The 25,640-nt window shown below is 60.8% G+C and carries 27 protein-coding genes, 1 tRNA gene and 3 pseudogenes; 9 read left to right on the top strand and 22 right to left on the bottom strand.

Features of this window, described 5'->3' with window-relative positions; genetic code table 11:
* The 15 genes and pseudogenes from ELS24_RS04480 to ELS24_RS04410 all read right to left on the bottom strand — a co-directional run bounded on the left by ELS24_RS04480 (position 1) and on the right by ELS24_RS04410 (position 10,072).
* Positions 1 to 453, bottom strand: a complete 453-nt coding sequence (locus tag ELS24_RS04480) for a hypothetical protein (protein ID WP_127183487.1) — start codon at positions 451 to 453, stop codon at positions 1 to 3.
* A gap of 28 nt (positions 454 to 481) precedes the next feature.
* Complete coding sequence (locus ELS24_RS04475; RefSeq protein ID WP_127183486.1) at positions 482 to 1,264, bottom strand: COG4705 family protein; 783 nt, start codon at positions 1,262 to 1,264, stop codon at positions 482 to 484.
* A 69-nt stretch (positions 1,265 to 1,333) separates the two neighbouring features.
* Positions 1,334 to 1,930 carry an undecaprenyl-diphosphatase gene (locus ELS24_RS04470; protein WP_127183485.1) on the bottom strand — a complete coding sequence of 199 codons (597 nt, stop codon included), beginning with the start codon at positions 1,928 to 1,930 and terminating at the stop codon, positions 1,334 to 1,336.
* Positions 1,931 to 1,986: 56 nt separating this feature from the next.
* Positions 1,987 to 2,322, bottom strand: a complete 336-nt coding sequence (locus tag ELS24_RS04465; protein WP_127183484.1) for a PepSY domain-containing protein — start codon at positions 2,320 to 2,322, stop codon at positions 1,987 to 1,989.
* Positions 2,323 to 2,708: 386 nt separating this feature from the next.
* Positions 2,709 to 3,026: pseudogene (locus ELS24_RS04460) on the bottom strand (YnfA family protein).
* On the bottom strand, positions 3,023 to 4,000 hold the full coding sequence (gene dmeF / locus ELS24_RS04455; RefSeq protein WP_127183483.1) for a CDF family Co(II)/Ni(II) efflux transporter DmeF: 978 nt from the start codon (positions 3,998 to 4,000) through the stop codon (positions 3,023 to 3,025). The pseudogene ELS24_RS04460 and the gene dmeF overlap by 4 nt, the downstream one beginning before the upstream one ends.
* 8 nt (positions 4,001 to 4,008) lie before the next feature.
* The gene (locus tag ELS24_RS04450; protein WP_127183482.1) at positions 4,009 to 4,287 is read right to left on the bottom strand and encodes a metal/formaldehyde-sensitive transcriptional repressor; all 279 of its coding nucleotides are present in this window, start codon (positions 4,285 to 4,287) and stop codon (positions 4,009 to 4,011) included.
* Between the two features lie 103 nt (positions 4,288 to 4,390).
* Positions 4,391 to 4,735: a TMEM165/GDT1 family protein gene (locus ELS24_RS04445; protein ID WP_205736956.1), complete on the bottom strand. Its 345-nt coding sequence runs from the start codon at positions 4,733 to 4,735 to the stop codon at positions 4,391 to 4,393.
* A 110-nt stretch (positions 4,736 to 4,845) separates the two neighbouring features.
* Positions 4,846 to 5,193 (bottom strand): annotated as a pseudogene (locus tag ELS24_RS04440) (YkvA family protein); the annotation flags it as partial.
* A 48-nt stretch (positions 5,194 to 5,241) separates the two neighbouring features.
* On the bottom strand, positions 5,242 to 6,510 hold the full coding sequence (locus ELS24_RS04435; protein WP_127183480.1) for an MFS transporter: 1,269 nt from the start codon (positions 6,508 to 6,510) through the stop codon (positions 5,242 to 5,244).
* Positions 6,511 to 6,541: 31 nt separating this feature from the next.
* Positions 6,542 to 7,186, bottom strand: a pseudogene (locus ELS24_RS04430) (Mu transposase C-terminal domain-containing protein); the annotation flags it as partial.
* Positions 7,187 to 7,383: 197 nt separating this feature from the next.
* Positions 7,384 to 7,659: a hypothetical protein gene (locus ELS24_RS04425; RefSeq protein WP_240669449.1), complete on the bottom strand. Its 276-nt coding sequence runs from the start codon at positions 7,657 to 7,659 to the stop codon at positions 7,384 to 7,386.
* Between the two features lie 85 nt (positions 7,660 to 7,744).
* Positions 7,745 to 8,965, bottom strand: coding sequence for a DUF7673 family protein (locus ELS24_RS04420; RefSeq protein WP_127183479.1), 1,221 nt, complete (start codon positions 8,963 to 8,965; stop codon positions 7,745 to 7,747).
* Positions 8,962 to 9,711: a ParA family protein gene (locus ELS24_RS04415; RefSeq protein WP_120156676.1), complete on the bottom strand. Its 750-nt coding sequence runs from the start codon at positions 9,709 to 9,711 to the stop codon at positions 8,962 to 8,964. Before ELS24_RS04415 ends, ELS24_RS04420 begins: the two co-directional genes overlap by 4 nt.
* Before the next feature lie 100 nt (positions 9,712 to 9,811).
* Positions 9,812 to 10,072 (bottom strand): hypothetical protein, encoded by a 261-nt coding sequence (locus ELS24_RS04410; protein ID WP_127183478.1) that lies wholly within the window; start codon positions 10,070 to 10,072, stop codon positions 9,812 to 9,814.
* Positions 10,073 to 10,144: 72 nt separating this feature from the next.
* Between ELS24_RS04410 and ELS24_RS04405 the strand changes: the two genes are divergently transcribed.
* The 8 genes from ELS24_RS04405 (at position 10,145) to ELS24_RS04380 (ending at position 15,515) form a co-directional block, all read left to right on the top strand.
* Positions 10,145 to 10,570 carry a hypothetical protein gene (locus tag ELS24_RS04405; RefSeq protein WP_127183477.1) on the top strand — a complete coding sequence of 142 codons (426 nt, stop codon included), beginning with the start codon at positions 10,145 to 10,147 and terminating at the stop codon, positions 10,568 to 10,570.
* A 978-nt stretch (positions 10,571 to 11,548) separates the two neighbouring features.
* Positions 11,549 to 11,683, top strand: a complete 135-nt coding sequence (locus ELS24_RS31490; RefSeq protein ID WP_275066557.1) for a hypothetical protein — start codon at positions 11,549 to 11,551, stop codon at positions 11,681 to 11,683.
* Positions 11,684 to 11,704: 21 nt separating this feature from the next.
* Positions 11,705 to 12,085, top strand: a complete 381-nt coding sequence (locus ELS24_RS04400; protein WP_127183476.1) for a hypothetical protein — start codon at positions 11,705 to 11,707, stop codon at positions 12,083 to 12,085.
* 36 nt (positions 12,086 to 12,121) lie between these two features.
* A complete protein-coding gene (locus ELS24_RS30785) occupies positions 12,122 to 12,268 on the top strand; it encodes a hypothetical protein (RefSeq protein WP_164741212.1) in 147 nt (48 codons plus the stop codon).
* Positions 12,269 to 12,354: 86 nt separating this feature from the next.
* Complete coding sequence (locus ELS24_RS04395) at positions 12,355 to 12,648, top strand: hypothetical protein (protein ID WP_127183475.1); 294 nt, start codon at positions 12,355 to 12,357, stop codon at positions 12,646 to 12,648.
* A gap of 2 nt (positions 12,649 to 12,650) precedes the next feature.
* Positions 12,651 to 12,851, top strand: coding sequence for a hypothetical protein (locus tag ELS24_RS04390; protein ID WP_127183474.1), 201 nt, complete (start codon positions 12,651 to 12,653; stop codon positions 12,849 to 12,851).
* The gene (locus ELS24_RS04385) at positions 12,851 to 14,134 is read left to right on the top strand and encodes a DUF1173 family protein (RefSeq protein ID WP_240669448.1); all 1,284 of its coding nucleotides are present in this window, start codon (positions 12,851 to 12,853) and stop codon (positions 14,132 to 14,134) included. Before ELS24_RS04390 ends, ELS24_RS04385 begins: the two co-directional genes overlap by 1 nt.
* A 310-nt stretch (positions 14,135 to 14,444) precedes the next feature.
* Positions 14,445 to 15,515 carry a tyrosine-type recombinase/integrase gene (locus tag ELS24_RS04380; RefSeq protein WP_127183472.1) on the top strand — a complete coding sequence of 357 codons (1,071 nt, stop codon included), beginning with the start codon at positions 14,445 to 14,447 and terminating at the stop codon, positions 15,513 to 15,515.
* A 24-nt stretch (positions 15,516 to 15,539) separates the two neighbouring features.
* Here ELS24_RS04380 and ELS24_RS04375 read toward each other — a convergent pair.
* The 6 genes from ELS24_RS04375 to mnmC all read right to left on the bottom strand — a co-directional run bounded on the left by ELS24_RS04375 (position 15,540) and on the right by mnmC (position 22,923).
* Positions 15,540 to 15,615, bottom strand: a tRNA-Lys gene (locus ELS24_RS04375).
* Positions 15,616 to 15,761: 146 nt separating this feature from the next.
* Positions 15,762 to 16,559 (bottom strand): MetQ/NlpA family ABC transporter substrate-binding protein, encoded by a 798-nt coding sequence (locus ELS24_RS04370; RefSeq protein WP_050450317.1) that lies wholly within the window; start codon positions 16,557 to 16,559, stop codon positions 15,762 to 15,764.
* 68 nt (positions 16,560 to 16,627) lie between these two features.
* Positions 16,628 to 17,281, bottom strand: a complete 654-nt coding sequence (locus tag ELS24_RS04365; RefSeq protein ID WP_050450318.1) for a methionine ABC transporter permease — start codon at positions 17,279 to 17,281, stop codon at positions 16,628 to 16,630.
* Complete coding sequence (locus tag ELS24_RS04360) at positions 17,238 to 18,326, bottom strand: methionine ABC transporter ATP-binding protein (RefSeq protein WP_050450319.1); 1,089 nt, start codon at positions 18,324 to 18,326, stop codon at positions 17,238 to 17,240. The genes ELS24_RS04365 and ELS24_RS04360 overlap by 44 nt, the downstream gene beginning before the upstream one ends.
* Before the next feature lie 227 nt (positions 18,327 to 18,553).
* Positions 18,554 to 20,779 carry a TIM-barrel domain-containing protein gene (locus ELS24_RS04355; protein ID WP_127183471.1) on the bottom strand — a complete coding sequence of 742 codons (2,226 nt, stop codon included), beginning with the start codon at positions 20,777 to 20,779 and terminating at the stop codon, positions 18,554 to 18,556.
* A 269-nt stretch (positions 20,780 to 21,048) separates the two neighbouring features.
* The gene (gene mnmC / locus ELS24_RS04350; protein ID WP_127183470.1) at positions 21,049 to 22,923 is read right to left on the bottom strand and encodes an FAD-dependent 5-carboxymethylaminomethyl-2-thiouridine(34) oxidoreductase MnmC; all 1,875 of its coding nucleotides are present in this window, start codon (positions 22,921 to 22,923) and stop codon (positions 21,049 to 21,051) included.
* 143 nt (positions 22,924 to 23,066) lie between these two features.
* Here mnmC and ELS24_RS04345 point away from each other — a divergent pair, with 143 nt between their 5' ends.
* Positions 23,067 to 23,954 (top strand): inositol monophosphatase family protein, encoded by an 888-nt coding sequence (locus ELS24_RS04345; RefSeq protein WP_050449979.1) that lies wholly within the window; start codon positions 23,067 to 23,069, stop codon positions 23,952 to 23,954.
* Here ELS24_RS04345 and ELS24_RS04340 read toward each other — a convergent pair.
* The gene (locus ELS24_RS04340; RefSeq protein ID WP_164741211.1) at positions 23,951 to 25,636 is read right to left on the bottom strand and encodes an AMP-binding protein; all 1,686 of its coding nucleotides are present in this window, start codon (positions 25,634 to 25,636) and stop codon (positions 23,951 to 23,953) included. The two genes, ELS24_RS04345 and ELS24_RS04340, sit on opposite strands and share 4 nt — an antisense overlap.
* Positions 25,637 to 25,640 lie beyond the last annotated feature (4 nt).

Below are 25,640 nucleotides of genomic sequence, written 5' to 3'. Positions count from 1 at the left end.
TCAGTTCCTGCCTTCGAGTGAGTCGAAGGTTTTTAGCAGGGCACCCATCTCAGCCTTGCAGTCGGCTTGATTCGGCGTATCAGCGCGCAGTGCTGCCAACGCCTTGTCGATGGCCTTGTCGAGGGCATGCCAGTCGTTGGCGGCTCGCGGTTTCAGGCCTGCCTCGGCCCAATCCCATTCCGTCTCCAAATCCTTGATACGTGTCTTGGCGATGGGCAGATCACCGTTGTCTACGATGGCGGCTACATCGGCAGCAATATTGCGAAATGCGGTCAGGTCGCCCAGCTTGGAAGCAGTTTTACCCGGCGATTTCGTGCTGGCGTTGGCCGCGGCACCAGGCTCGGCGCTCGTGCCGCCTTGGTCGGCAGGCTTGGAGCAGCCGGCGGCAAGGGCTACGAGTGCCACCGCCGAAGCTGTTGCGACAAGGCGGGCGATAGAGTGCTGCTTGCGCATGGTTTCTCCTTGGAGATTGAGAAGAGGGTTACTTGGCGGCTTGGGCGGAGCGTCCTGCGTTCATGCCGAACTGCGCAACGGCCACCAGCATGACGATGATGGAGAGGAACAGGGCGCTGGTCCACATAGCCCCCATGCCGAGGCCCCCATACGTCTTGGCTTGCGTCAGCAGGTCGCCGAGCGCAGCGCCGAAGGGACGGGTCAGGATGTAACCGATCCAGAAGGTCAACACGGCGTTTCCACCCATGCGCCATGCGGCAAAGGTGATGCCGATCAGCGCACCAAAGGCGACTGCGCCCCAAGTAAAGCCCAAGCCCAGCGCCTCGGTCGCCAGATCGCCGGCAGCGGTGCCCAGCGCAAACGTGCAGAGGATGGCGGACCAATAGAACAGTTCCCGCCTGCGCGTCACGACGTCATGGATGGATAGGATACGTTCAACCCGATACCAGAAAAAGAAGATCGCGGCGAGCGCCGCGGCGAAAACCGAGGTGCTGACGTATAGGCTGACACCCAGGCCATCGGTTAATAGGTCAGTTATCTGGGTACCGACCACGCTGACCAGCAATACTGTCAGCCAGTAGGTCCAAGGGGTGTAGCGGCGAGTACGCAACTGCATGAACAATGCGGCTGCCAGCAAAGCCGCCATGACCGTAAGGGTCACGCCTTGGCCCCAGCCCGCGTTGACCGCCAGGAAGTCGGCCCCTGTCTCGCCCACCGTGGTGGACATGATCTTGATGATCCAGAACGACAGCGTTACTTCAGGGACTTTATTGAGCCAGTTGCTTGCTCGGACCGTGGGCAAATTGTTCATGGTGTTCTCCTGCCGAGGTGAAAGGGGTTGCCGCCAGTCTGACCAGGCAGACTTAGCCGATCCATAGGCTCATTCGCGCACCCATCCCAGCGCGATCAGCCTGCCGAACAACTTGCGATAGATACAGGCGGCCAATCGGTAGATCGGTCCCAGATACCAACGTGCTCCGTGTAGCGTCAGAGCGGCACTGAACGCTGCGACCACGATGGCACCAACCATGTCCAGCGGAAAGTGAACCCCCAGGTAGATACGCGACCAGGCGATGGGGAGGGCAAACAGTGCCAAAGCGATACCAACTCTTCGCAGTCCTCGCTGCATCAGAATGCTGAAGGCAACCGACCACCAAAGCGTCAGGTGATCGCTGGGAAATGACGAGTCGGCAACGTGGGGAATGAGTGTATGCCCCAGCCCGATCATGAAAGGCCGGGGGTGCGACCAAGCCAGGCCGATGACTTGGTTGGCCAGCAGTCCAACCAAGCCGGACGCGGTAGCGATCAGCAGCGTTTTGCGGGTGTTCTCGTTGCCACGCAGCCAGCCGATGCCGATCAGAATCGGGACGGCCCAGATGAGCCATTCCGAAAAGAAAGTGGCCAGCGTAATCACCTGAGCATTCGGGTGCTCTGGCGCATTGAGCCACAGGAAGATTGTTTGGTTGAGGTGTTCCATCAAGTCTCCGGGCCGGATCACGGCGTCATGCGCGATCCGGCCACACTGGCGGGTGGTCAGTCTTGCTTGTCGTGGCCATCATCGTGATCCGCCTTGTCCTCGGCAGACGAGATGACCGTGCCCTTTTCGGCATCGACCCGGACATCGAAGACTTTTGCCCCGCTGACAACTTCCACGTCGTAGACCCAGCCTTGCTTCGAGTTTTCGTACTCGGCGCGTGATGCCTTGCCATTGGCGTGCTGCTCGGCAACGGTGACGGCCTGGGTGAGAGCAATCTTGGCCTTAGTAATCGCCAGGGCGTCGTTTTCCACGCCGCCCTTGGCGGCATAGGCTGCAGCGCCAGTCGTAGCAATGGCGATGGCCAGCAGGGCGAGTTTGGTGTAGCGGTACATGAGCATCTCCAGAAGGGTGCAGAGATTTGCACCGTGGAGAGAAGGTACGCAGGAAAACTTAGCTGCCACTGAGGCGAGCCGTTACTGTTATCGCAAGGGAGGGCTGGGATTGGCTTGGCTCGCTTTATTTTCCGCCTTCAGAGACGACCTCGAGAGGAAAGAAGAATTGAGACCTTCGGCACAAGGGTCTAGTTCTCGTTGCTCCAATTAGCGCAGCAGCCTTAGTAAGTACTCGGTTGCGCGAAATACTCGTCAGTGAACTTCCTGCAGGAAGCCCCCCACTAAATGGGGTCATCTCAGAAAACGGAAAATAAAGCACGCTAGGTGCTAACCAGGCCATGTCGGGACTGGACTAAATGAGCGGCTTAGGTCAGGCTCATAGCATCTCAGCGCGGCTGAAAAGCAATGATGCTCATACCCGCCAAGGCCACCGCGACTCCCAAGACATCCCAACTGGAAGGGCGAATGCCATCTACCGTCCATAGCCAGAGGACGGCCACGCCGATGTACGCCCCCACCGTATGCGGCGTATACGCGGCCGGACGCCGCATCATGCAGGGTCAACAGCAACGCAAATGCAGCCAGGCTCGCTACGGAGGTACAAGCAACCAAGCCGATCCGTTCTGCTTAAGCCGAAGCCACGGCAAATAGCACCCGACGATTTCAGCCAGTGCTGTGACGACATAGAGGCCAAAGGTTCTCATGCTACCTGTGGCACCCCACCCGATCCACCGTCGCAGTAGTGCATTTCGATGGTCGAGTGGACGATCTCTTCGTGAACGGAAAGGCGTTGACGCACTGTGTCCGGAGTAAGCGAACGGTCGTGTGTGACCACCGTCATGGCACATGAGTACACCTGCTTGCCGACGCGCCAGACGTGCAAATCGGTGATCCGCGTATCTCCCGCGTCGGCTCCCGTCTCAACCACTTCACGAATTTCGTCGACAACCGGATGGTCCATCTCGCGGTCAAGCAAGACCTTTCCTGTATCGGCAATCAAACCCTTGGCCCACACGGCAACCAGCACTGCGCCGACGATCCCCATGAGGGGGTCCAGCCACGACCAGCCGAAAATCCAGCCTCCGAACAGCGCTGCAATGGCCAACACCGAGGTTGCGGCATCGGCAATCACATGCACATAGGCGGATTTCAGGTTGAGATCGTGATGGTCACCGTGTGCATGTCCATGATCGTGACCGTGTGAATGCCCGTGATCGTGGTGATGCGCTTTACCCAGGATCAGCGCACACACCACATTAACCACCAATCCGAGGATGGCAATTACGATGGCTTCCTTATACTGGATGGGCTGCGGAGAGACGATCCGCTCCATCGAACCCACCAACATCATCACTGCCACGCCCACAAGGAAGATGGCGCTGGCAAATCCGCCCAGAATCTCAATCTTCCAGGTACCGAAGGCAAAGCGAGGGTCTTGGGAGTACCGCCGGGCCGTGGCATAGGCGAAGGCTGACAGGCCAATGGCCACCGCGTGAGAGCTCATGTGCCAGCCATCGGCCAGCAGGGCCATCGAGTTGAACCACCAACCAGCGGCAACTTCAACCACCATGGTGATCGCGGTAATCCACATCACCACCCGCGTGCTGCGCTCAGCCGCCTCATTGCTTGTGTGGAAAACGTGGTCGTGAACCCAATCGGAAAGTTTTTCGGTATGCATGGCGGTTCTCATTTGATGTAGGCGCGCAAAACATCGATCAGCTCGTCTGCGCCTTGTGTACGTTCGGCATCGCTGGTGATGGCTGGATCGGCGATATGTGTTCGGATGTGCTCTTCCAGCACCTCAGTCATCAGTCCGTTGATCGCGCCGCGTGCTGCTGCGATCTGGTGAAGGATCTCGGCACACCCCTTTTCTGCATCAAGTGCACGTTCGAGCCCCTCGACCTGACCTCGGATACGACGCACCCTGGCCAGCAGCTTGGCTTTTTCACGAATGGTGTGGCTCATGCGTACCTTCTTTCAAATAACATAGGGGGGTATAGTACCAAGCACATGAATCAGCGCCATCGATGAGCGCGTGGTCCAATCGATGACGTTGACACTCGAAGGTCTAAAAACCGAGCTTCGAACCCGCTCCGAGCAGTGTCGCAATGCCAAGTAGCGCTAAGATTGCAGCGGCAATCGAGCTCACCGGCTTCATCGGCATCTTGCTGGCAAGCTTGTCACCAACGAAAACAGCATGGACGTCTGCAATCAGCATGCCGAGCGTGCTGCCGATGACCACCATCAGCGGTGCAGCATAGTACGCCGCCATCGCGACCGTAGCGATCTGCGTCTTGTCGCCCATCTCCGCGAGGAAGAAGGTGATTAGCGTTGCACCAAAGACGCCGAATTTCTTTGCGACCTGGGTTTCCTCTTCCTCGATCTTGTCAGGGACCATTGTCCAGATGGCCATAGCTGTCAAAGGTTATAGATTTCTTCCTGACACATTTCTGCCGTTTTCAGAAGATGACTGCATGCAACGTCAGAAGCGGGCCGCACTAGCTAAGCCACGGTTAGACATATTCACAAGAACAGTCTGACCAAGAGGGTGGCGCAGACGATCCAGATGGCGATAAACACGCCCGCCGTCATGCGGCTTACCGGACGCGCGATGGCTTTGGCGGCGGTTTCTCGGTGCTCGTTCATTACCTCTTGCGGGATAAGCCTCACGACCAGCATGATCCCGAGCGGAACAATGATGATGTCATCAACATAGCCAAGCACAGGAATGAAGTCGGGGATCAAGTCGATGGGCGAGACGGCATAGGCCGCGACAACCAGTGCAAGCGCCTTTGCGAACCATGGGGTGCGTGGATCACGAGCGGCAAGCCAAATTGCGTGCACGTCCCGCTTGATGGTTCGCGCCCATTGTTTGGCGTTCGAGATTAGTCGTTTGGTCATAATGGTTGTCTCCGCACGCTACTCGTTCCCGACGCGGAGCAAGGCCAGCGTCCCAGCCATCATCAGCAAAGCCGCCAAGCCAAAACCGAGAGTCGGCGAGACAGCAGTCCACACCACACCGACTGTGGCGCTGGAGATGAACTTGGCCGTGCCGTTGACCGTGCCCAGTGCGCCGTAGCTCATCACAAGGGTGTCGGACTGCACCATTTCCGCCGTCACCGTGGATTCCAGCGCTTCCTCGACGGTCACGTATAAGCCTGCAACGAAGAAGATGGCGGCGAGCAGCGGCACGCTGTCCACCGAAAGCCAGAACGCAAGCGCCGTCAGGACAGCCGTGAGGGCACCCAGCACGTATCCGCCGACCAACATGCGTAGATGGCCGACTCGATCCGCCATGGCGCCGACCGGGTAGGACAGCACGACCTGCACCACGTTGCGCCAGACATAGAGCAGGCCGGCGACCTGAGCGGCCTTCACCACGCCCATCGAGGGTGTGAGCAGAGTGGTCGCGGCCAGGATCAGCAGCGAGTGCGAGAAATCGCCGATGCCAAACAGGCCGACCGCGCCGAGATAGCGCTTGAAGCGCGCCGGCAGGGTGCGCAACGAGCTGAAGAACTTGAGCGCCGGATTAGGCGAGTGTTGTGGGTCCCGGACCAGCGTCAGGAAGGCTAGCACGGCCAGCGCGCCAGGAATGGCCGATAGCCACAGCACAAGCCGGAACGGGCCGGCCGCACCGTCCCAACGCAGTCCTTGCGCCCATCCCAACAAAGCGACACCCAATAGCGGGCCGAGGACTGCGCCGATTGTGTCGGCAGCCCGGTGGAATCCAAAGGCTCGGCCCTTGGTTTCCGGCGTCACCGCCTGGATCACGATGGCATCGCGCAGCGGTCCGCGCAGCCCCTTGCCGAACCAGGAAACCATGCGCCCAAACAAGATCAGCGGCCACCCGGCCGCCAGTGCAATCAGCGCCTGCCCGAGCGGCGTCAGGCCATAGCCCACGAGGACCAACAGCTTGCGGTGGCCCAGTTTGTCTGCGACGTAGCCTGAAGCCATCTTGGTGAAGCTGGCCACCGCATCAGCGATACCTTCGATGGTGCCGAGTACGCTGGCCGGCAGTCCCAGCACGGCAAGGAAGCCAGGCAGGATGACGGTTGTCGTCTCATAGCAGAAGTCACCCAGGGCGCTGGTGATCCCAGCGCCGGCGACGGTGCGGTTGAGCCAGCCCTTCGAGCGAGTTGCGGTTGCAGCCACCAATGCGGCTTCGTTCTTATCCTTACTTTCTTCCACTCTTTGGCCCTTCAGTGTGCCCGGCTATTTACGGACGTCCAATCGGATGCCGGTCGCGTTCGTCCACCACGATCAGGTCGATAACTGTGTGGTCGATCTGTACCTGCTCCAGCGGCGCGGAGCCTGGCGGCGGAACGCCGCCGGCACTTTGCAGAGTGCGGGACGCCTCTTGGCCTTCCCGAAGGCACGCGGTCTTGAGCGGGTCGAGAGCGGCGATCCGCGAAGCCACGATATTGCGTGCAGGCACCCGCAGCTTTTGCAGCTTGCACGCTCGCGCAACTTCACGGTGGAAGGCCGCCAGACTGCGCTTCTGCTTGGTCAGGAAGCGCATTTGCAGTAGCTCGCGGATGATGCGTTCGACCGATTCCGACAAGCGGCCTTTACATTCGCCGCCGCTCGCCTGCCCAAGAGCTAGATCAGTGACCAGCCCCGAGCCTTGCAGGGCACGGCGGATCAGGGCGTAGACCTGCCGCCGGGACAGACCCAGTGCTTGGGCTGCCGCGTCAGCCGCTTCATGTCCTGCCGTCTCCGACTGTGCCAGCGGCCCGATGATCTCCGCGCGACGGCGCGCACGCTCCCATGCCTCATCTGGCAGGGTGGCTACGCCGTGCTCGGTAATCGGTGTGGTATCGGTCGCCATGCCCACCTCGCTTTGGTGCACACGAGTATTAAGCATAGACGAGTTCCGTGCAGAGGAGTCCTGATATCTGGCTGTCAGGAGCCGTATGCACAACGGGCTTCAAACCGCGCTGATTGGTGCAGTCGTCTTCTGAAAATGACAATTTCCGTCTGAGGGCTACCTTGCACGGTCAGCGCATTTTGGGGCTGACCGGGATGGGGCGCTTAAGCGTGAAGGCGTCGTTGCCACGGCGGTCATGCCCGCGCAGCCCATTCCAACTCTGCGGCCGGGCCGATCGTGACGGAGACTCGGCTGTTGGCCCACTTTTTTATATCCACGGCTTCGTTTTGCGAACGTGCCGCAGCGAGTTGCACCGGATCGGCCTCGTTGACGATCGATACGAGAACGTCAAACTTCCGACCCTGCGTCCGGTAGAAGTCCAACACGCGGACTTCGTCAGTCGAAAGCAATGCGTAGATTCGGCCATCCAGGGACTTCACATCGTTCAAAGTGGGGATCAAGTTCGGCAAGTCATTTTCCTTTTACGCGTTATGTGCAAGTGGGTTGGGTAGTGTCGATACTTGCGGTTTAGCCGCTAAACATCGGCACGCTTTGTCATTCATTAACGAGCTGGGGCCTCCATATCTTTACTAGCTCCTTGAACGCCTCGTGTACGGTGGTGCTGAGCGTGTCTGGATAGGATCGGCAGCGCCGGACCAGAGAAATGACTGAAGATATATCGTCGTATATCTCCTTGTCCACGCTCCACAGATCCGACAGATCAAAACCACCGCAGCTTGTTGCGTTCCACCAGGCAAGCAGGAAGTCCGCCACTCGCTTGCTTTGGTTGGTGTCTTGTCGAGCTATTTCGATGAGCCGATTCAAGGAGTCCATGCCGGCTTGTCGCAGCGCGGGATTGGCAGCCTCACGCTGCTCTTGCTCGAGCACGTTCCGACGGCGTTGGAACTCCGCCTTCACTTCTGCAGGGATCTCGCCGGCGGTCGACACGAAGGTTGAGCGAGGCGGGAGTGCGCCGTCTGCGGGCGGGGGGCTCGGCTCGTTTGCCAGGAATACGTAGGTCGAGCATTGCGCGGCGACCGTGCGGGCTGTCGCCTCATTATGTGATGACGGTGACGTCTCGTCCGACGGTGCTTCTGGCGACTCTTCCTTGGTCCCTGCGGCTTTGCGAATCGCCTTCACTGCTGACCGCGTCGGCTTCGTCTCGGTGGCGTTTAGCAGATCTGCGACAGCCTGCGGATCCTCTCGATGAGCAACGGCCAGCTCGCTGGCCAGCGTCACGTCCGTGACTTTTCCCGAGGCGACGGCTTTGGCCACCGGAGGCGGCAGATCGAGCATCTTTGCGTGTTGGGTAACCCAAGCCTTCGACTTTCCAAGCCCGACAGCGATCTCGCTCTGCGTTCTGCCCTCCGCCAACTCGTCGCGGATGAACTCGGCAATCTCAAGAGCCGTGATGCCTTCGCGTTTCATGTTCTCGGCCATTTGTGCGAAGCGGTCGAACTTTTCGCGGATAATCCCAGGCACCTGGCGCCAACCTTCAGCCTTGGCCGCACGATAGCGTCGGTGGCCGAAGTTGATCAGATACCGACCAGGACGAGCCGGGTTCGGCCGGAGCGATATCGGGCTCAACATTCCATCGCGGCGCAGCGATTCGCGCAACTCATCGATGCTCTCTTTGCTCAACCCCGGGTTGTAATCCAGCCGGACGTTCCGGTCCTCGTCGATGGTATCCACGTCGAACAGGTCGGATTCGCCGACCTGTCGCTGCGGGCCGTCCAGCATCGAGGCGAGGTCGCCCAGTCCTTTCAGATCCATCATGCCTTTACTCCCATCTTGGCGCGGATGTACTGTCCCAGGGCACGCATTTCGGCGCCCGCCGCACGCGCGGTAGTTTTCTTGGATTTCCAGACGGGTTCGCCAATAGACTGTGCTTCAGCGACGCTGCTGCGTAGGCCGATGGTGACGGGCGCAAGCAGCTTCTCGTGGGTGGCACGGACTTCTGCCAAATGGCGGACCTGGCGCGGATTCCGCCGATCCACCATGCTGGGAAGAAGCCCGAGAAATTGCAGCCTAGGATTGCGCTGCCGAGCATTGAGTATCACGCGCATCATCTTCTTGATCCCTTCGATGCTGTACTCCTCCATCTCCACAGGGGATATGACCGCATCGGCAGCGTGAAGCGCTGCTGCCAAGGCGATGCTTACGCCCGGCGCTGTGTCAATCACGCAGAGGTCATAACCTTGTTCGGCGAAGGCCGACAGATTTACCCGGAAATTTCTCAGCGCGGTCTCGAGCGGCATGTAAATCAAGTTCGCCAGCAGTTGATCTGCCGCGATCAAAGAGATGCTCGAGTCGTGTGTCGGCGCCACGGGCGTGCTGTCGAGAAAGAGCGCGCTTGCAGGGATTTCCAGCTTGAACCGGGCCATGGTCTTGGAGATGTCGCCAGAATCCAAGTCGACAACCAAGACCCTAGCTCCTGCTTCGGCTGCTTCAAATGAGGTGTTGACTGCGGTCGTGGTCTTGCCAACACCGCCCTTTCCTTGTGCGACTGCGAGAATTTTCATGCTATTTGCGATCCGTCTTGTGTTGTGAGGTACGGGCGCAGAGCAGCCACACACAAGTTCCGCTGTTTAGCTGCTAAACACCAGTAGATTGGTGTCACGCTCAGAATTTCTTGACGGTCGGGTCGGGCGACCGAAGAGATTCGGGAATGGGACAAGGGTGCCCGCCGGTGCCGTCTATCCTTGCGAAGTAGTCATCCAGAGCCTGCACCGTCTGCACTCCGGGGTTCTTCACCTCGCCGTAGCGAATCTTCCTTAGATTGCTAAGAGACACATGCGTGGCGTCTGCGACGGTCTGGAGGTCGGTGTATGGGACGGCGCGGAGACGGGCCAGCACCCGGTCGAAAAATTGAAGTTGGCTCATAGACGAAGATTCTAACCCATATTTGGGTTATTTCAACCCACATATCTGCGCGCCTGCGCGGCATAGTGCGGTATGGCAAAAAAAGCTACAGAAATCGTCGGGGCGAACGTAGACCAGCTGATGCGCAGCGCCGGTTTGTCGAATGCCGCACTGGAGAAAAAAACAAACGGCCGCTTAACGCGCTCGACGGTCGACCGCGTCCGCCGCGCCGAGGGCAGCGCGGGTGTTGAAAGCGTTGCGGAAATCGCACGGGCTTTCGGGTTGGATCTTTGGCAATTGTTTGTGGAAGGCCTGGATCCCGGCCAGTTGCCTTCACTCGGACATGATGATGCCGATGGGGTCTCGGCACTTTCCGAAGAAGAAAGGATGCTCCTGGTCAGCTTCCGCAGTCTGAACCCAGCATTCCAACAACTCATCCTGAACGATATAGATCGCTATGCTGAGGCGGAACGCCAGACGATGCTTAAAAAGGGGGAGTCCACCAAGCGACGCGCATAGACCCCCGCAATGGCGGGTCGAACACACGACTGGTGCCACTGTCTACTATTTGGATATAGGTAGAAACGGCAGCTTGCGCAAAAAATTTAGTCCAGGCGTATCAAAACGTGAAAACAATATCATTTTGTTCCCTCCTAGCTCAGGGTAAGCCGCTGCTGCATTCATAAACCCATATCTGGGTTGACAACGTTTATTTACGGGTTATCATGTTCGCACACACCCAAATTTGGGTTGCGCTCTTTAACAACCGAACCTTTATTCGTCCTGCATCGGCGCACGCGTTGATGTCAGAAGGGGAGCCGGTCGCGACATTGAGAGGCCCCAGGGACAAAAACAAGCGGCAAGAATCATTGCGCCAGAAGAGGCCCGTGAAGCTCGTTAGCAATTGTGCTGACGTACAAATCCGGCCAGGTGCAGAGCCTGGCAGGCGCATTGATCTCGTGCGGGGATGGAAGCACATTGAAGCCCACCCTAGTGAAACCGACGAACCGCCAACGCGGGGCTCCAAGTTTCACACGAGCGCCAAAGTAGGACATGCCCCACGTGGCGAATAACGTGTTGGGCGAACACCGGGCAGGGACTCAACTTGCCTGTGCCGTGCAAGTCGGCAGGAAGCCGCCAACGTCGTGGTATCTCGGCGGCGGCATCCGAATCGGCGTTCACCAAGGTTTTTCCCGGTGTTTAGCTGCTAAACACTGCGGAAATCGAGCGCTCCGATTCGGATGGCACATGGCTCCATCTCACGAAGGTCTACACACACATGAACGTTCTTCAGAGAAAGCACGATTTCAACATCAAGTACCACTTGTGCAGTCAGGCTGACGGAAATCGCGCCACTAACGGGCGATGGGCGACGGCCTGGGCGATAAGCGCCGCCGTGCACTTTTTGCGTTTGTAGTCCTGACCATTTTCGGCACAGCCATGTGGCACGCGCATGGCCATGATGTACCGATCGTCCAAGCGTGCCAGGAGGCCTTCTTGGCCATCCTGCTGGATGGCCCACTTCAGATCGCCCTTGCGTTGATGGCGACGGTCGCAGGATTGCGCGGCGGGAAGAAAGCTGTCTACGCTCGCGCCTCGGAACTCTCAAAGCTGCGAAGTCCGATGATATGAAAGGTCGACCCTGGAGGGCACATGGATAGATTTATCGGTGGCCTTGCCACCGGCCTTTACATACAAATTTGCCTATTGATCGGCATATTCGTGGTGACCGTGGGCATTGGCGCCTTTGCCATAACCGCCTTGCACGGCCAGGAAATCTACGCCTGGGTGATGCAGCAGCCGGCGCTGGCCCCGCTCACCGGCGCAGTCGTCCAGTTGGCCAAGCTGAAGATTGACTCAACAGGTGCTAGCTCTGACGCGCTGTTCATTAACAACGGCATCCTTGGCATGTTGGCGCTCTCTTCGGCTGCTGTCTCGATATCCGTCTGCATATCCATGGTGACCAGAGGCATCGCCATGCTGACGCGGAGCATATTTGTCTGCCGCAAATGGTACCGCTCACGCTCGACTTGAGCCCGTCAAGCAGGGCTTCCTTCATACGGAAATTCAATGAAAAAACACATGCTTATCTGGGGGATCGCAATCGCGATCTTCGCCGTCGGCTACGCGCTGTACGAGCTTTACTCCTCCGCCAAAGAAGATTGCTACAAGCAGCCCTACGTAAGCAGCACATTTTGCGCGGTCGAGCGGAAGTAGCAGAAGGGGTCAGCCAATCTTTGTCTTGGTCGGCTACGTCTCCCCTCCAACAGAAAAGGCTGGCCATCTGAAAAATGGAGTACATCTTGCACAAGAAACAGCCCACGCATCGAAATCCAAACAGCACGCTAATGGCTTCGTCCGCGATAAAGGTCGCGATGGGGCTGGTCTTGATCGTCGTGGTGCTGGCCACGGTTGGAAAGCTAATCGAAGAATGGTCAGCTGTTCTGTGGCTGGTATCCATGGGCGGACGGTTCTGGGGAGCTGTCTCCGTGGGACTAATCTGCGTCGCATTCACCGCATGGGCCGGATTGATTACCTATGCCATGACGGAAAGGGGGGGCCTACAGCATATGGCGCCTCGAAACGTAAAACAGTGATCTTGCGCTGGCTTATCGCCACGCAGATTGCGGGCATGGCGATTTTCATCGTCGCGAACCTCGCCCTGTCCGTTTCCTACGACTCGTTCAGCGAACTGAACATCTATCAACAGATCGCTGTGGTCGCTATGCGCGGTTCTCTCTTCCTCACGGTGGCTTTGGACCTCGCCATTCTGGCGTCGATCGATGGCGGAGAAGACTGATGGATCGAAAGATATATACCGTGGAGGTCACTCTAGCCGGAATGACCCGACCGTACTCGTCGGAGTTTCAAACGGCTGATCAGTTCAAGGACAGCTGGAAACGCGTACTGTTGATGGCGCATGGCAAGGCAGACGTGAGGTGCACTTGCCCTGGATCGGGCGAACGGCGCTTGTCGATCCACAGCCGTTCCAACTCTGATCGGTTCCACCTTGCCCGCTTTCCCGAGACAGGGTCGGAGCACAGCGAAGACTGCGTCTATTACGGTGTAGATCCGAGCATGTCCGGTCTTGGTTCCTACCGACGCGGCGTGGTCCAGGAACTCGACGACGGCGCGGTCAAGATTAAGCTGAAGGTCGGGCTTCAACAGCGTGCGACATCCGCCCCAGAAGAAGGGAACGCCTCGTCTGCCGCCGCTCCGTCGATGCCAGCGACGCGCCCTCGAACCGGTCAAGCCAGCATGACATTGCTCGGCCTCCTGCATTTTCTCTGGACACAAGCAGGCCTGCACGCATGGTCGCCAGGCATGGAAGGAAAGCGCAATCTTGGTGTGCTGCATTACCACTTGATGCGCTCGGCCATGACTACCTATGCGGGGCGTGTGCGACTGGCTCAAAACCTCCTGATCTCCACGCCGAACGCAAGCGGGCAGCAGGCGGGGCACAACAAGGCCAAGGCCCTGGAGGCGGTTACTCAACGACGGCGTTTGGTTGTGATTGCCCCCCTCGCGCAGCACCAAGAAGGAATGGACGGCAGCGCCACCCTGCCTATCGCGGGGTTTCATGGAATCCCGTACTTGAACCTCGATGAAAACGTCTGGGAACCCTTAGAACGCCGCTTTACCCGAGAAATCGACTCTTGGCGGGCAGGAAATGCTGTCATCGCCGTCGTACAAACAGATCCCCCCAAGTCTTCCGGAGGGAGTATGCGCGCGCAAGTGGTCGACATCGCGCTGATGCAAACCACGCGGGACTGGATTCCGGTCGACTCAGGCTACGAAGCGCTGGTCGCCGACAAGCTGGTTGCGGAAAAGCGCCGTTTTGAAAAGCCGCTCCGGTTTGACGCTGGCGAGGACGCAGCCTTCCCGGATTTTTGGTTGCGCGACAGGCACACGCCAGCGCCCCTGGAGGTGTGGGGCATGAGTACGCCGGAATACCTGGCGCGCAAGGCAGAAAAGGGCGCGCACTACGACGAGACGTACGGCAAAGAAGGCTGGTGGTCTTGGAACGCGTCGATCGGTGATCCAGTACCAGACTTCCCGGCACCACTGAGATCGCACGATTAAGCAATGACCCCGAACGGTCCCTAGCCTTCTGGCTTTCCTGGAACACCCCGATATTCCCCCGGCCCGATAAAGGAGTTCGCATGTCCTCCATGCCTCCGGCAGAGAACGTGGATGAAAAGGCGCTCACCCTGCAAGAAGCAGCAATGCGCCTCAACATCTCTTACAGCACCATATTCAGCTATCGCAAAGAGCTTGGTTTTCAGCTTAGAGCGAGGGGCGCATGGCGCATTTGGCCATCGCGCCTTGCTGCATTTTCGGAAAAGAACAACAATGTCACCCAGCTATCGCTGCGGGTTGTGGGAGATGCACAATGCCCATCCGCAAAGATGAAACCTCAGGTATTTGGCAAGTTGATATCCGCGTCCCAGGCGTCCCGCGAGTTAGATGCTCTTCTGGAACGACGGACAGGCAAGCCGCGCAGGAATACCACGACAAGCTGAAAGCCGACCTCTGGCGCCAAGCCAAGCTCGGCGAGCAACCCGACCGTTTTTTTGAAGAGGCTGCGGTGCGTTGTCTTCGACTATGGGACGGACTACGCGACTATGACAGCAAGGTCCGGCACGTCGCATATTGGCGTACTCAGTTCTCTGGACGTGCAATTCGCTCTTTAAAATTTGACGAGATCGCGGACAAACTGCCGACGCATACTACCCATAAGCATCGCAAGCCGACGCCGGTAAGTGCAGCGACCAAAAAACGCTACCTCGCCACGCTACGCAGAATGCTCAAGCTCTGCGAAGACTGGGACTGGATCGACAAGTGCCCAAAATTCTCGGAATTTGTTGAACCCGATAATCGTGTGCGATGGGAACCCCCGTCCGTTATCGGCCGACTGATAAGTGCGATGTCGCTCGAGTGGATGCGCGATGTCAGCCTCGTCGCCGTAGCGACTGGGATGAGGGAAGACGAATTACTTTCGCTCAAGCCGAGCAACGTGGACATGCCCCAGCGAAACGCATGGGTCATCGCAGAAGAGGCAAAATCGGGCTATGCCAGATCGGTGCCTCTCAACGCGGACGCTATGGCAGTGCTGCAACGCCGGATCCCCAAGGCCAAACGGTTTGTATTCGAACGGCCATCAAGAGACGGCGTGGTGCGGAAGATCAGCCAGGTCGATGCTCGGTGCTTGCGTCGTGCGTGCGCCGAGGTCGGGATTGACGACTTTCATTTCCACGACCTTCGCCACACCTGGGCCAGTTGGCATGTGCAGGCCGGAACACCACTCATGGTCCTAAAGGATCTGGGGGGTTGGGAGACACTGGACATGGTTCAACGCTATGCCCATTTGGCCCCGTCGCACTTGGCCCACCATTCGAACACGGTCGAATTTTGGTCAAAGTCGGAACAGAAAGAAAAAACGCCGCTAGTGATAGCGGCGTAAGTTCTTGATACTGCGGGTGTTTGGTGGTGGGCTGAGCGAGACTCGAACTCGCGACCAACGGATTAAAAGTCCGCTGCTCTACCGACTGAGCTATCAGCCCGACCGAAGCCAGAAATTATGGCGGATTTCTTTGGGCTTGTCAAAAAGTTTAACGTCGCCCAGCGCTTGGCCCGCAACCCCCGGCGTGCCGCCCAAAAGAAAACGACCGCACGCGGCGGTCGTTCCGGGGCTTGCGATGGACCTGGATTACCAGGCAGCCACCACGGCGCCCTTGTACTTGGTCTGGATGAACTGCTTCACGGCCGGGCTGTGATAGATGCTGATCAGCTTGGCGAATTCGGCGCGGTCCTTGTCCTTTTCGCGCACGACCAGCACGTTGGCGTACGGCGAATCCGGCGATTCCTGGGCGATGGCGTCCTTGGCAGGATCCAGGCCGGCTTCCAGTGCGAAGTTGGTGTTGACGGCCGAGGCGTCGGTGTCGTCCAGCGAACGCGGCAATTGGGCGGCGTCCAGTTCGATGAAGCGCAGCTTCTTCTTGTTTTCAATGACGTCAATCGGCGTTGCCTTCAGGCCCGCTTCCGGACGCAGCTTGATCAGGCCGTTGGCTTGCAGCAGCAACAGCGCGCGACCACCGTTGGTGGGGTCGTTCGGCAAGGCGATGCGGGCGCCGTCCTTCAGTTCGGACAGCGACTTGATCTTCTTGCTGTAGATGCCGATGGGGAAGATCACGGTCTTGGCGATGCTGACCAGCTTGTAGCCTCGGTCGGCGTTGGCGTTGTCCAGGTAGGGCTGGTGCTGGTAGCTGTTCATGTCCAGGTCGCCCGCGGCCAGCGCCACGTTGGGCTGCACGTAGTCGGTGAATTCGATGACCTGGATGTTCAAGCCTTGCTTGGCGGCTTCGGCCTTGACCACATCAAAGATCTGCGCGTGCGGGCCGGCGGTAACGCCAACCTTCAGCGGCTTGTCCTGAGCCAGCGCGGGCTGGGCGAATACGGCGGCGCCGAGGGCGAATGCAGCCAGCGACTTCAAAACCTTGATGCTCATGTTGCGATATCCCGAGTAACGGAAGTAGAAAGAAAATTGCAGCGAAAACGAAGCGGCGCCGCGACGTATCAGCGATGCGACATGCGGCGCACGAAGCGGTCGCCCAGGCTTTGGATTGCCTGGACCAAAATGATCAGCACAATCACGACCGCGGCCATGACGTCCGATTGAAAACGTTGATACCCGTAGCGGATGGCCAGGTCGCCCAGGCCGCCACCACCGATAGCGCCGGCCATCGCCGAATAGCCGATCAGGCTGACCACGGTGACGATGGTGGCGGCGATCAGGCCGGGCAAGGCTTCCGGCAACAGCACCTTCAGGATGATCTGCATCGGCGATGCGCCCATGGCACGCGCCGCGGTGATCAACCCCGGATCCACTTCACGCATGGCGTTTTCGGCGATGCGGGCCATGAACGGAATCGCGGCCACTGACAGCGGCACGATGGCGGCCGTGGTGCCGATGGAGGTCTGCGCGATCAGGCGCGTGAACGGAATGATGGCAACCATCAGGATGACGAAGGGCACCGAGCGCGTGGCGTTGATGATGGCGCCCAGCACGTGGTTCACGGGCTGGTTTTCCAGCATGTTGCCGCGCGCGGTCACGGTCAGCGTCACGCCCAGCGGAATGCCGATCACCACCGCAATGGCGCTGGCCACGCCCACCATCAGCAGGGTGTCAAGCAGCGACGTAATAAGCAGATCGATCAGTTGCGGACTCATGAGCTATTTCTTCAACGGTAATGTCACGGGCGGCCAACGCGGCAATCGCGTCCTTGACCGTGGCGGGCGCGCCTTGGACCAGCACGAACATCGTGCCCACGGCCACGCCCTGGATATCTTCAACGCGGGCCTGCACCAGGCTCACGTCCAGCGAGAACTGTTTGGACAGATCAGTCAGGAACGAGCCCGACGAATCCGTACCGGTCAAGGCCAGGCGCAACAGGCGCACCGCCTGGCCGGGCGTGGCGGCAAGCAGCGTGGCGATGCGTTCCTTCACGGCCGCCAAGGTGGCGTCGGTCAGGTCGGACGCGGTGGCGGCCGACACCATGCCGCGCGTGACCTCGTGGCGCGGCTGCGCGAACACTTCGCGCGTGCTGCCGATTTCAACCACTTCGCCTTGCGAAAGCACAGCCACCCGGTCGCACACTTCGCGCACCACTTCCATCTGGTGCGTGATCATGACGACCGTCACGCCCGTCTTGCGATTGATGTCGCGCAGCAGGGCCAGAATGTTGTGCGTGGTTTCGGGGTCCAGCGCGGACGTGGCTTCGTCGCTGAGCAGCACGTCCGGGTTGTTGGCCAGCGCGCGGGCGATGCCCACCCGCTGCTTCTGGCCGCCGCTGATCTGGCTGGGATAGCGGTCGCGCAGATGCTCCAGGCCCACCAAGGCCAGCAGGCGTTCAACGCGGGCCGGAATCTCGGCCTTGGCGACGCCGGCAATTTCCAGCGGTAGCGCCACGTTGCCATAGACGGTGCGGCGCGACAGCAGGTTGAAGCCCTGGAACACCATGCCGATGCGGCGGCGCTGGCCGCGAAGCTGCGCCTCGTTCAGGCCGGTAAGTTGCTGTCCACCGATGGCAATCGTGCCTTCGTTGGGGCGTTCAAGCAGGTTGATGCACTGGACCAGCGTGCTTTTGCCGGCCCCGCTGGGGCCGATGATGCCGAAGACCTCGCCCTGCTCGATATGCAGGTTGATGCCTCGCAGCGCCTGGAATAGTCCATGCGGCGTGGCATAGGTCTTGGATAGGTTCTCGATGTGAATCATGGCAAGCGATTTTGTATCTTTTCTCTTCTGAAGAGAACGACCGTTTTTTTCATTTTTAATAACTATAAGTAATATCAGCGATCTTTACCGCGACATCGGCCCGCCCCGTATAAACGCGGGCCGTGGTTGCGATAGGGCGTCGGCAAAACGCGCAAAGGGCAGTCGGAAGGAAAGCCTTCCTGACTGCCCTTTTGATGACGGTAGCCGGAGAACCGGCCGCGTCGCTATCAGCGAGCGCGAGAAATGCGGACTTCCGCCCCCCGGCGCTTGACCTCAAGACCTTCGGACGGCGAGATGCGCAGCCCTTCCAGCCCCTTGATGTAGCTGGAGCCCTGCATCTGCATCACGCGGATCTTGTTGCGCATGACAACCGGGTTATGCACCGGCATGCCAAACATCCAGACCTCGTCCAGGATGCGGGCCGAGTTGAACTCGCCCGTATGCTGCGCGGCGGGTCCCAGACAGAGCATGTGCCCTTCGCGGCCAAAAACCGGGAACTGGCCCAGCTCGCAGTCGATTGTCCAGGTGGTGCCGCCTTCGTAGCGATGCCCGGTGTTCAGATCCCACCAGGCCTCGCCCTTGGGCAGGTACACGCGCACCTGCTTGCCGGGTTCGGTGACCGGCGCCACCAGCAAGGCGGGGCCAAGCAGGTATTGCAGGTCCCATTCGTGGGCATGCGGATCGTTCGGGAAAGACAGGGCCATGGAACGCTGCACCGGCAGGCCGGTACGGGCGGAATCCTCGATGGCGCCCAACACATAGGGCACCAGGCGATAGCGCCACTGCATCCAGGTCTTGGCCTGCGCCAGGGTGTCGTCGTCGAAGTCCCAAGGCATCAGCCCTTCCACGCCCTGGAACGAGAAGTTCGCCGAGAACACGCCCACGGTCAGCCAGCGCAAATACAGTTCGGACGTCATGCCCGCGCGGTCACGCGATGCCGAACCGATGCCGTGCACCTGCACGGGCACGCCGCTGGCGCCGATCGACAAGGCGGTGCGCAGCGTATGGCGCAAGCCATCCCAGGAGTTCTCGGCCTGCGGCCCCACCTGCCATGGCAGACGTTGCGCGGCGGGGAACAGGTCGGAGCTGGGGACGACGCCTTCGGGCGGCACCTTCAGGCCGGCCACGGCATCGAACAGCGCGCGGCGCACCAGCAGCGGATACATGCTGCGCAGCGCCGGGCCGGTTTCGCCATTGCGGGCCGTCACGCCATCGGGAATGGCAAGCTGGGCATCGCAGGCGGGCGCGTCCAGGCCATCTTCGATCAGTTGGCGGTGGCGCTCGACCCACATGTTGTAGATGTCGCGGTAAGTCAGGTCCAGCAGGCCGAACGGCTGGCCCGAGGTGGCGGCGATGCCGTCAAACACCTGAGCAGCGCCGTCTTCCTTGGTCAGCAGCCAGCCGCGGTCTTCCAGTTCTTCGAACAAGGGGCTGGTCTTGAGCACGCCGGGGAAACCGGATGCCGCGACATGCACGTTGTGCTTGTGGAACAGGGCCAGCATCTGCTTGGCGTCGGGGAAGCGCTGGGCGTCCCATTCGAACACCGCCTTGTCCGACTGGAAACCCCAAGCCGCCGGCTGTGCCAGCGTTACGGCATCCACGGGAATCTGGTTTTCACGCATACGGGCCAGCAAAGCGACGGTTTGCGTCGGCATTTCGCCTGTAGCCTGTTGCAGCCAGGCGCCCATCGCCCACAGCACGGGCTGGCCGGCGCGGCCAGTCAAGGCGGTGTACTGGTTCAGGATTTCGGCGGGCTCGCCGGCGAACAGAAACATATCCAGCACGGCGTCGTCAACGGTCAGCACGTAGGCCGAATCCGCCGGGGCAACGCCCACGGAATGCTCAACGCGCCGCATCGTATTGACGTAGACGCCCCAGCCGCGCGGGCTCCATGCCAGTGGCAAGGCGCGGTGCTCGGGGTCATCGGACACCACCGATTCTTCGCGGCGGTTCAAGTCGCCCGGTGTTTCCCCCAGGCCGAAGATGCGCTCGTCGGCCTGCAGGGTAAAGCCCGCCGTCCACACCGCGTCGTCTTCCTGGTCCAGCGCGTTGTGTCCGAATGCGGGCGTATGCGCGGAAACCTCGGACTCGAACACCCGGTCCTCGTTGCGATAGATCGCCACGCGCACAGGGTCGGACTGGATCTCCAGGGCAACGTCGCCCTGTGTGATCCGCCAGCCATCCCCGCCTTCGCGAGGGGCAATAGAAGCCTCGCCCACGGCCTCTTGGCGCGCGAGCAGCATCTCGGCCACGGCGCGCGCACGCGCGCCGGGCTTGTCATCGTTCAGGTGGTTCGCCTCGCCGCAGCGCAGGCGAAACACACCAGGCGCATGCGCCTCGACTACCAGGTGCAACCCATCGCCCGCGTCGAAATCGAAGCGACTGGGGCGGGACGTCAGCAGCTCGATGGTGTCGAGCTGGGTAGTATGGGCAAAGTCGAACTTGGGCGGCACAGAGCATCCCCCGGCTTAAGCCAAAAACCATCAAAAGACGCTATTTTGACGGATTTGAGCTTTGAAATAAACTCGGTCCCTCTTCTGGATGGCTTTCTCATCCATAAAAAGGGGTCGTAAAGCCCTCGATCAGCGCCTATCGGCTTAGTGCCGCGCGCCGCCGAAACGCCAACAACGAGGCCAATACAGCCTATTTGGCGCCAAATCCTGGCAATTACCGCAATTCTACGCCACCTGGGTCGAGCCCCCATTCACCGCCAAACTTTTTTTCACCGTGGTGAAATAAGTTTGGACAGATCGGTTTCCAGCAGCGCCGGTTCGCCAGCCAGGCGAGCGCCGATCAAATCGCCCATCAAGGCTGACCAGGACAAGCCGCGCGAGGCATAGCCGATGGCTAGCCACAGGCCCGGCGCATGCGGCAATTCCCCCACTGCGGGCAGGCGCCCGGGCAATACGGCCCGCCATCCCGCCCAACCTGGCAGCGTGCCGGGCACCAACGCATCGAAGGCCGGGAAGTGACCGCTTAGTAGCCAGGCCGCCTTGGCAAGCGTGGTGTGCTGCCCTTCCGGGCTGACCAAGGCCTGCGTAGCGCCATGCACGTAGGTGCTGCCGACCACGCAGCCCACGCCCACGTCCGGCAGCAGATAGCCCTCGCCGCCAACGATGCAGCGCGGCCCGCCCGCAAGCGCCTCGCCGGGCACCAGGGTGACCTCGCCAGCCAGCGCGTGCATCTGCCCCACGCGCGGCAAGGGATCGAGCAAGCCGCTTTCGGCCAGCACCGCGCGCGCGCCAAAGGCATTGGCCAGGATGACGGTGTCGGCTTGCGCCAATTCCCCGCCTTGCGCGTCTCGTACGCTCCATCCTTGCCCCTGTCGTTCGACCCGGGCCGCCCTGCCCGGCAAGACGCTCACGCCGGGCGTTTCCAGCAAGGCGTCGATCAGTCGGTTCGGTTGAACCAGCATGCCCTGCGCGAAGTACACGCCGCCGCGCGCCACCGGCAAACCGGCCAAGGCGCTGGCTTCGTCACGATCCACCTGGCGTACCCAGTCGCGCGGAAAAGCCAGCGTTTCCAATGTGCTCGCCAACGCAGCGGATTTGCCCGCGTCGCGCTCGATCTGAACCGTGCCGCACACGCGCGGCGCGGCGTCGCCAGCCAGCCCTTGCCAACGCGCCAGCGCGCGCTGGCTGCCGGCGCGCGACAGCCGCGCCCGCGCATTGTCGTCACGCGCCACCACGGGCGTCAGCGCAGCGGCCACATGACCGGCGTGCGCAGGCGCCCCCAGCGCCCTACCTGCGTCCAACACGGTGACTCGCCAGCCCCGGCCGGCCAGCGCCTGCGCGATGCCAGCACCCGCCAGCCCTGCGCCCACCACCACCGCATGCTTGACGGCCGCGGGCGTCGCGGCCGCTCCGGCCGCTCGGCCCTGCACGCGGGCGGTGGCTTGGATCATTTGCCGCTTGCCCCCGTCAATCGGCACGCAGCGCGCGTCAAAACCCGCATCCTGCAACGCACGCCGCAGCGCTTCCGTACCGACCCCGGCCGCCAGGGTGGCCCCGGACGCCGCCAGTTGCGCCAGCGCGCGTAGCAAGGGAGCCGACCTCGTGCCGGGATCGGGTTCTGGCGTGTAGGCATCCAGGAAGAAGGCATCCACGCGCGCGTCCAGGCGTGGCGCAAGCACCTGCGCATCGCCGAAACCCAGCGTCAGCGTTACCGCGCCGTTCTCGAATTCCAGCCGATGTAGCCCCGGCAGCAGCGTGGGCCACTGCTCCACCAGATGCCGCGCCAATCCCGCCAAGGACGTCGGCGCATAACGCGCCAACAATGCCGACAAATCAGCCAAAGTGAACGGATGCGCCTCCAGCGACACGACATGCAACGCCGATGGCCGCTGCGGATCTTGCCTCCACGCCTGCCACAGCCCCAGAAAATTCAGGCCCAGCCCGAAACCGGTCTCGCAGATGGTGAATACGTCGCATCCGCGCCAACGCTCGGGCAGCCCGTTACCGCGCAGGAATACGTGTTCCCGGTCGCTGAATGACCCGGCATGCTGGGGGTAGACGTCGCCGGACTCGGCGTCATGGAGCTTGCCGTCGGCATCGAAGTCGACCACTGCGGGTGTCAGGGGAACGTAAGGCGCGGACATGGGCTCTTCAAAAAGAATCAGGGTTGTGACAAACGCGAATTATCGGCTGGCCGCGCCCCATGCGTTGGATAGACGCCACGCGGTGGCGCGGTTTCAAATGGCTGCCTCGGATTTGACGCAAACCTGGGCTTACACTGGTTTGCATGGACACCTATGATCAGCCCCGCTCACTGGCTCAACCCATCGACCTGTGCGCCGCGATCGACGCGGCAGTCACTGCGGCGCATGCCGGTGCGGCCATCCTGCAATCCTACGCGCATCATCGGGCCGACCTCGTGATCGACCGCAAGGCGCGCAACGATCTCGTATCGCAAGCAGACCGCGAAGCCGAGGCCGTGATCATCCAGGAACTGCAAACGCGCACGCCCAAGTTCGGCATCGTGGCTGAAGAGACGGGCGGCAAGCCCCAAGGCCGCGCCACCTGGTACATCGACCCGCTTGATGGCACCACCAATTTCCTGCACGACATCCCTCACTACGCCGTCTCGATCGCGTTGATCGCGCATGCGGGCACCGCAGTGTCTGGCACGGAAACACTGACTGAAGACACGCCCGTGGCCGGCGTGGTTTACGACCCCAACCGCGAAGAGCTGTTCACCGCGGTCTATGGCATTGGCGCCTGGCTGAACGGCCGCCGCATCAAGTGTTCGCGCACGCAGACCATTGAAGATTCCGTGCTGGCAACCGGTTTTCCGTTCCGCGACTTTTCCTTCGCCGGACAATACATGCCCATGCTGAACGACGCCATCAAGCGCGCGCGCGGCGTGCGCCGCATGGGCGCGGCAGCGTTGGACCTGGCCTGGACGGCTTGCGGCCGCTACGACGGTTACTGGGAAATGGGCCTGGCGCCGTGGGACGTGGCCGCCGGCACGCTGATCCTGCGTGAAGCGGGTGGCACGTGTTCAGACATGCACAAGCTGGATCCCTGGCCCATCGGCGGGCGCGTTGTGGCGGGCAACCCCGCCATCGAACGCGCCCTGCACGAGATGATTGCGCCGCACCTTGGCGGCGAGCCACCCGCCGAAGCCTAAGACGCCTTGGCGGGCGCGTCGGGGCGCAATTCCCGGCGCAGAATCTTGCCCACATTGCTCTTGGGCAGTTCATCACGGAATTCCACAAAGCGCGGGCGCTTGTAACCCGTGAGCTTTTCGCGGCACCAGTCCTGCACCTGCGCCTCGGTCAACGACGGGTCGCTTTTCACCACGAACACCTTGACCGCTTCGCCCGAGTGTTCGTCCGGCACGCCGATGGCCGCGCACTCCAGCACACCCGGCATCTGCGCTACCACGGCTTCGACCTCGTTCGGATAGACCTTGAAGCCGGACACCGCGATCATGTCTTTCTTGCGGTCCACGATGCGCGTATAGCCCTTGTCATCCATGATGCCGATATCGCCCGTGCGAAAGAACCCGTCCGCCGTCATCGACTGCCGGGTTTCGTCGGGCTTCTGCCAATAGCCCAGCATGACCTGCGGCCCGCGGATGCCCACTTCGCCGCGTTCGCCCAGCGGCACTTCCTGGCCCGCATCGTCAAGAATGGCCACGTCGGTGGACGGCAGCGGCAGGCCGATAGAGCCGGAATAGGCCGTGGCGTTGGTGGGATTCACCGTGGCCACGGGCGAAGTTTCCGACAAACCATAGCCTTCGATCAGCGGCCTGCCGGTGATCTTCAGCCAGCGTTCGGCCACAGGCTGCTGCACGGCCATGCCGCCCCCAAGCGTCAGGCGCAACGCCGAAAAATCCAGCTTGGCGAAATCCGCGTTGTGCGCCAAGGCATTGAACAAGGTGTTGACCCCGGGGAAAAGATTGATGGGCACCTTGCGCCACGCATTGATCAGCGAAGGCTGGTCGCGCGGGTTGATGATCAGCACGTTGCGCATGCCCGCATGCAGGCCGTACAAGCCGCAGACGGTCATTGCGAACACGTGGTACAGCGGCAGCGCGCTGATGATCGTGAGCTGCGTAGCCGACAAGTCATGCACCACGGGCTGCGCCACGGCTTCGGTCTGCAGCACGTTGGCCGTCAGGTTCCGATGCGACAGCATCGCACCCTTGGGCACGCCGGTGGTGCCGCCCGTGTACTGCAGCACCGCTATATCGTCCATCGTCAGCGTGGGCGGCGTGAACGGCAGGTTGGCGCCGGCCGCCAAGACCTTGGGCAGCGTATGCGCGCCGTCGATGTTCCAGGCCGGAACAATCTTCTTGATATGACGCGCCACGAAGTTGACCAGTGGTGCTTTCAGGCCACCCAGCAGATCGCCTGGCCCTGTCACGACAATATGCTTGAGCTGAGCGCGGTTTTTCACCGCCTGCAGCGTGTGCGCGAAGTTCTCCAGGATCAGGATGACGGACGCGCCGCTGTCCTGCAATTGGCGTTCAAGTTCGTCGGCCGTGTACAGCGGGTTCACGTTCACGACGACCAACCCGGCGCGCAGCGTGCCCAGCATGCCGACAAGATAAGCCGGCACATTGGGCATCATCAACGCAACACGGGCGCCCTTTTCCAGGCCCAGGCTTTGCAGCCATCCGGAAAACGCGCGTGCATGCCGATCCAGTTGCGCGTAGGTGATGTCGCTGCCCATCGCCGTGCAGGCGATGCGGGTGGCGTACTGCTTGCAGGCCCGGTCCAACAGGTCGGCCAGCGAGGAATAGCCCTCGGTGGAGATCTCTGCCGGCACCCCCTGCGGATAGTGAGCAAGCCACGGTCGCGTCATGGTG

The sequence above is a fragment of the Achromobacter spanius genome, assembly GCF_003994415.1.
In the GTDB taxonomy this organism is placed as follows: Bacteria; Pseudomonadota; Gammaproteobacteria; order Burkholderiales; family Burkholderiaceae_B; genus Achromobacter; species Achromobacter spanius_C.
This window is presented reverse-complemented; position numbering and strand designations above follow the sequence as displayed.

Coding starts and splice junctions, on each gene's coding strand:
- ELS24_RS04480 (WP_127183487.1), bottom strand. CDS start 453: ATGCGCAAGCAGCACTCTATCGCCCGCCTTGTCGCAACAGCTTCGGCG.
- ELS24_RS04475 (WP_127183486.1), bottom strand. CDS start 1,264: ATGAACAATTTGCCCACGGTCCGAGCAAGCAACTGGCTCAATAAAGTC.
- ELS24_RS04470 (WP_127183485.1), bottom strand. CDS start 1,930: ATGGAACACCTCAACCAAACAATCTTCCTGTGGCTCAATGCGCCAGAG.
- ELS24_RS04465 (WP_127183484.1), bottom strand. CDS start 2,322: ATGTACCGCTACACCAAACTCGCCCTGCTGGCCATCGCCATTGCTACG.
- dmeF (WP_127183483.1), bottom strand. CDS start 4,000: ATGCATACCGAAAAACTTTCCGATTGGGTTCACGACCACGTTTTCCAC.
- ELS24_RS04450 (WP_127183482.1), bottom strand. CDS start 4,287: ATGAGCCACACCATTCGTGAAAAAGCCAAGCTGCTGGCCAGGGTGCGT.
- ELS24_RS04445 (WP_205736956.1), bottom strand. CDS start 4,735: ATGGCCATCTGGACAATGGTCCCTGACAAGATCGAGGAAGAGGAAACC.
- ELS24_RS04420 (WP_127183479.1), bottom strand. CDS start 8,965: ATGATGGATCTGAAAGGACTGGGCGACCTCGCCTCGATGCTGGACGGC.
- ELS24_RS04415 (WP_120156676.1), bottom strand. CDS start 9,711: ATGAAAATTCTCGCAGTCGCACAAGGAAAGGGCGGTGTTGGCAAGACC.
- ELS24_RS04410 (WP_127183478.1), bottom strand. CDS start 10,072: ATGAGCCAACTTCAATTTTTCGACCGGGTGCTGGCCCGTCTCCGCGCC.
- ELS24_RS04405 (WP_127183477.1), top strand. CDS start 10,145: ATGGCAAAAAAAGCTACAGAAATCGTCGGGGCGAACGTAGACCAGCTG.
- ELS24_RS04400 (WP_127183476.1), top strand. CDS start 11,705: ATGGATAGATTTATCGGTGGCCTTGCCACCGGCCTTTACATACAAATT.
- ELS24_RS30785 (WP_164741212.1), top strand. CDS start 12,122: ATGAAAAAACACATGCTTATCTGGGGGATCGCAATCGCGATCTTCGCC.
- ELS24_RS04385 (WP_240669448.1), top strand. CDS start 12,851: ATGGATCGAAAGATATATACCGTGGAGGTCACTCTAGCCGGAATGACC.
- ELS24_RS04380 (WP_127183472.1), top strand. CDS start 14,445: ATGCCCATCCGCAAAGATGAAACCTCAGGTATTTGGCAAGTTGATATC.
- ELS24_RS04370 (WP_050450317.1), bottom strand. CDS start 16,559: ATGAGCATCAAGGTTTTGAAGTCGCTGGCTGCATTCGCCCTCGGCGCC.
- ELS24_RS04365 (WP_050450318.1), bottom strand. CDS start 17,281: ATGAGTCCGCAACTGATCGATCTGCTTATTACGTCGCTGCTTGACACC.
- ELS24_RS04360 (WP_050450319.1), bottom strand. CDS start 18,326: ATGATTCACATCGAGAACCTATCCAAGACCTATGCCACGCCGCATGGA.
- mnmC (WP_127183470.1), bottom strand. CDS start 22,923: ATGTCCGCGCCTTACGTTCCCCTGACACCCGCAGTGGTCGACTTCGAT.
- ELS24_RS04345 (WP_050449979.1), top strand. CDS start 23,067: ATGGACACCTATGATCAGCCCCGCTCACTGGCTCAACCCATCGACCTG.
- ELS24_RS04340 (WP_164741211.1), bottom strand. CDS start 25,636: ATGACGCGACCGTGGCTTGCTCACTATCCGCAGGGGGTGCCGGCAGAG.